We start from the raw sequence: 4,158 nt of genomic DNA on the forward strand, positions 1-4,158 counted from the left end.
CACAGCGCCTTGCCCCCCGCTCACCAGATGCGCTGTGTGCAGGACACCGCCCACCGCATGCGCAACGGCCTGCTCGTCTACCCCGCCATCTGGTTCATCCTCACCTGGATGGACGGCTACGCCCTGCGGCACGTGCCCGAGGTGCTGGGGCATGGGCTCGCCCTGAGCCTGGCCTCCTGGCTGCGATGGCGCTATCACCAGCACCTGCCTGTGGCCATGGCCCGTGACCTGCCCCGGGCGCGCCTCACCATGCGCGGCCTGTCGCTGGCCTACAACCTGTACTGGGGCCTGCTGTGCGCACTCATCATGAGCGCACCCGATGCACCCAACCTGCGCTGGATGATGCTGGTCAGCACCGTCGGCATCACCGCCGGCGGCACGGTCATCGTCGCGATCGACGCAGCGCTGCCCCTCATTTACCCCCTGGTCACCCTGGGCCCGACGGTGGTGACGCTGCTGCCGCAGGGCGGTGAGGTCAACGTGGCCATTGCGGTGCTCACGGCCGTGTTTTTTGGCTATTCGCTGGGCATCGCTCGCCTGGTGGGGCACGACTACTGGGCCCGCCTGCGCGGCCAGGCCTTGCTGGAGCAGCGCGCCCAGGAACTCGAGGCCCAGAGCCGCACCGATGCCCTCACCCAGATCCCCAATCGCCTGCGCTTTCAGGAATGGCTGAGCCAGTCCTGGCGCGACGCCCGCCGGCGCCGGGAGCCCCTGGCCATTGCCATGATCGACCTCGATCACTTCAAGCGGATCAACGACACCCACGGCCATCCTTTTGGCGACGTCTGCCTCCAGGCCGCAGCCCGGGTGCTGAGCCGCGCCTTGCTGCGCCCCTGCGACTTCGTGGCCCGCTATGGCGGCGAGGAGTTCGTGGTGCTCATGCCCAACACCGACCTGGAGGGCGCCCAGGCCGTGGCCGAACGCCTCCTGAACGACATCGGACAGACCGTGGTCGAACACCGCGGGGCCAGCGTGCGCCTGAGCTGCAGCATCGGGGTGGCCGTATGCCGGCCGGGGGTGCTCGACCAGGCCAGCCAGCTGGTACGGGAGGCCGACCAGGCGCTTTACCAGGCCAAACAGGATGGCCGCGGCCGCGTGCGCAGCCACGGCAGCTTGACCTCGCTGGCCGAGGTTTCAGCCGCCTGAGGCAGGCGGCGCGGCGCGCAGTTCGTCCACCGTGTAGCCCTCACGCGTGAGGGCATCGCGCAACCACGGCGGCTGGGGGCCTTCGCCGTCCCAGGTTTCCAGGGTGATCGGATGGCGGTACTTGACCACCGGCACGCGGGGCGCAGGTTTCGCGGGCGCAGGCACCCTGGCTGGGGCCCCTGACGGTATGCCACCCAGTTCACCGGGGGTGATGCGCCAAAAATCAACGAGCTTGCGGATCGAACGCAGCACGGCTTCTTGTTCTGGGGTCATGGTGGGGTGGAACAGACCTGCGAATGTGGGGTGTTCTGCCAGCGGAACACCTGAGGATGTTAACAAACCTCTCCTGCGTGCATTCATCCCCTGATATGCACGATTTATCACGGCCTCACGCCCTCAATGCCGCCCGACCCGCGCCGTAAACTTACCTAGCCAAAAGGGTTATCCCCACATGCAGTACCGCAGGCAGGACGGTCACGTTTCCTGTCAAGCCAGCCACTTGACCATCGACCAATTGAGGGACGCATGAGAACCAACCTGCCCGTCGTTGCACAGGAATACCCTTATCCCGCCGGCGAGTCCCTGGTGTCCACCACCGATCTCAAAGGCCGCATCACCTATTGCAACCCGGCTTTCATCCTGGTGAGTGGCTACCAGCGTGAAGAGCTGCTGGGGCAGCCCCACAACATGATCCGCCACCCGGACATGCCGGAAGAGGCCTTCCGCGACATGTGGGCCAGCATCGAAAATGGCCATCCCTGGACGGGCATGGTGAAGAACCGCCGAAAAGACGGGACCTTCTACTGGGTCAAGGCCAACGTGACCCCGCTGATGGAGAACGAGCAGCCAGTGGGCTACATGTCGGTTCGCACCCAGCCTGACCGGGCCGACGTGGCCGCCGCCGAACAGGTTTACGCCACCATGCGCGCCGAAGCCCAGAGTGGAACCCAGACCGTGGGCCTGCGCAATGGCCGCGTGGTGGGCCTGGACACCTGGGGGCGCCTGAAAGACCGTCTGCACGTGGACCTGGCCGGTGAACTCACCCTGGCCAGCCTGGGCATGTCCATCCTGACCTTCGGACTGGGCACGGTCCTGGCGAGCCACATGGCGGAGCGCGATGCCTGGGCCTGGTTGCTGGGCCTGGGCGTGATCGCCGCCTTCGGCGTGATCGGCCGTGTGGTGTTCACCCACCTCTCGGTGACCCCCATTCGGGAACTGCTGCACACGGCCAACCAGATGGCCTCCGGGGACCTGACCGCGCCAGTGCACTCCGATCGCCGCGACGTCATCGGCCAGATCACGCGCGCCCTGAATCAGCTGCAGGTCAACCTGCGCGCCATCGTCCGCGATGCCCGCACCGAGGTCGACCAGATGCTGGTGGCCACCCAGGAAATTGCTTCGGGCAACCAGGATCTCTCCGGCCGCACCGAAGCCCAGGCCAGCAGCCTGGAGCAGACCGCCGCCTCGATGGAGCAGATCACCGGCACCGTGCGCCAGAGCGCCGACACCGCCGGACAGGCTGCGACCCTGGCCGAGCAGACCACCGCCATCACCCACGACAGCGACCGCGCCGTCAACAACCTGACGCAGACCATCCAGGCCATTCAGGAATCGTCGCAACGCATCAACGACATCATCCAGGTGATCGACTCCATCGCCTTCCAGACCAACATCCTCGCCTTGAACGCCGCCGTGGAAGCGGCCCGTGCGGGCGAGCAAGGCCGTGGCTTTGCCGTGGTGGCCTCGGAGGTGCGGGCCCTGGCGCAGCGCACCGCGACCGCCGCCAAGGAAGTCAAGCAGCTGATCACGGACTCCGGCGAGAAGGTGCGCGCGGGGGGAGAACTGAGCGAGGCCGCACGCGACTCGATGCGCTCGGCACTGAGCTCCGTCGACCAGGTCAGCGCCCTGGTGGGGTCGATCAGCCACGGGGCACGCGAACAGCTCAGCGGCATCTCGCAGGTGAACGCGGCCGTCTCGCAACTCGATGGCATCACCCAGCAAAACGCGGCCGCCGTGGAGGAAATCGCGGCGGCGTCGATGTCGCTGGCCGAGCGAGCCCGCATCCTGGCCGACGCGGTCAAGGTCTTCCGCCTGGACACCCAGGACAGCCTGCGCCAGCCCGACGCCGTGGCCCTGCGCCGCAGCATGAAGGCCCAGGCCACCCACTGAGGCGGGCCTGCGGCTCGGGTCAACCCTGAGCCACAGCGCGGCAACGCACAGCGACAGGCAGGTACAGGTCGCTAGACTAGGCGGCTTGTGTTCCCCGTGCCGCCATGAAACTCGCCCTGCTGTCCGATCTCCATGCCAACCGTCAGGCCACCGAGGCCGTGTTCGCCCACGCCCAGAAGCAGGGCTTCGACCGGCTCGTCTTCCTGGGTGACTACGTCGACTACGGTGGCGACCCCGCCTGGACGCTGGAATTCGTGCGCGAGCAAGTGAAGCTGGGCGCCGTCGCCGTGCGCGGCAACCACGACGACGCCCTCGACGAAGAGCACACCACCACCCAGATGGCGGGCCACGTGCTGCCCTCTCTGGCCTGGACACGATCTCAGCTCACCCTGGGCCAACAGGCCTGGCTGATGAGCCTGCCCCTCACCGCCGAAGTGGGCCCCTGCCTGGTGGCCCACGCCAACGTGCACGACCCGGCCAACTGGGGTTATCTGCAAGGCCGCATGGAAGCCACGCGCAGCCTGTTCGCCAGCCGACACCAGTTCGTGTTTTGCGGCCACATGCACCAGCCCACGCTCTACAACCTCTCCGCCACCGGCAAGTCGGGCGAGTTCATGCCCATCGGCGGTGTGCCGATTCCCCTGTCGCCGGCGCGACGCTGGCTGGGCATCCCCGGCTCGGTGGGACAGCCACGCGACGGCAACCCTGCCGCCTGCTACGCCATCTTCGACACGGACAAGACCGAGCTCACCTTCTTCCGCGTGCCCTACGACCACGAAAAGGCCGCCGGCCGCGTGCTGGAGGCCGGCCTGCCGCAGTCGCTGGCCGAGCGCCTGATCCAGG

At 67.5% G+C, this 4,158-nt stretch carries 4 protein-coding genes; 3 read left to right on the forward strand and 1 reads right to left on the reverse strand.

Annotated elements, in window-relative coordinates; genetic code table 11:
* Window positions 1–1,146 (forward strand): diguanylate cyclase (locus QZ994_RS18965; protein ID WP_290877389.1); only part of this gene is annotated, 1,146 nt, incomplete at its 5' end.
* Here QZ994_RS18965 and QZ994_RS18970 read toward each other — a convergent pair.
* Window positions 1,135–1,419 carry an H-NS histone family protein gene (locus tag QZ994_RS18970; protein ID WP_290877392.1) on the reverse strand — a complete coding sequence of 95 codons (285 nt, stop codon included), beginning with the start codon at window positions 1,417–1,419 and terminating at the stop codon, window positions 1,135–1,137. The two genes, QZ994_RS18965 and QZ994_RS18970, sit on opposite strands and share 12 nt — an antisense overlap.
* A gap of 252 nt (window positions 1,420–1,671) precedes the next feature.
* Here QZ994_RS18970 and QZ994_RS18975 point away from each other — a divergent pair, with 252 nt between their 5' ends.
* Both QZ994_RS18975 and QZ994_RS18980 read left to right on the forward strand, forming a co-directional pair.
* Complete coding sequence (locus QZ994_RS18975) at window positions 1,672–3,315, forward strand: methyl-accepting chemotaxis protein (RefSeq protein ID WP_290877394.1); 1,644 nt, start codon at window positions 1,672–1,674, stop codon at window positions 3,313–3,315.
* Window positions 3,316–3,419: 104 nt separating this feature from the next.
* Window positions 3,420–4,158 (forward strand): metallophosphoesterase family protein (locus QZ994_RS18980; protein ID WP_290877397.1); only part of this gene is annotated, 739 nt, incomplete at its 3' end.

The sequence above is a fragment of the Aquabacterium sp. genome (assembly GCF_021768455.1).
In the GTDB taxonomy this organism is placed as follows: Bacteria; Pseudomonadota; Gammaproteobacteria; order Burkholderiales; family Burkholderiaceae_C; genus Aquabacterium.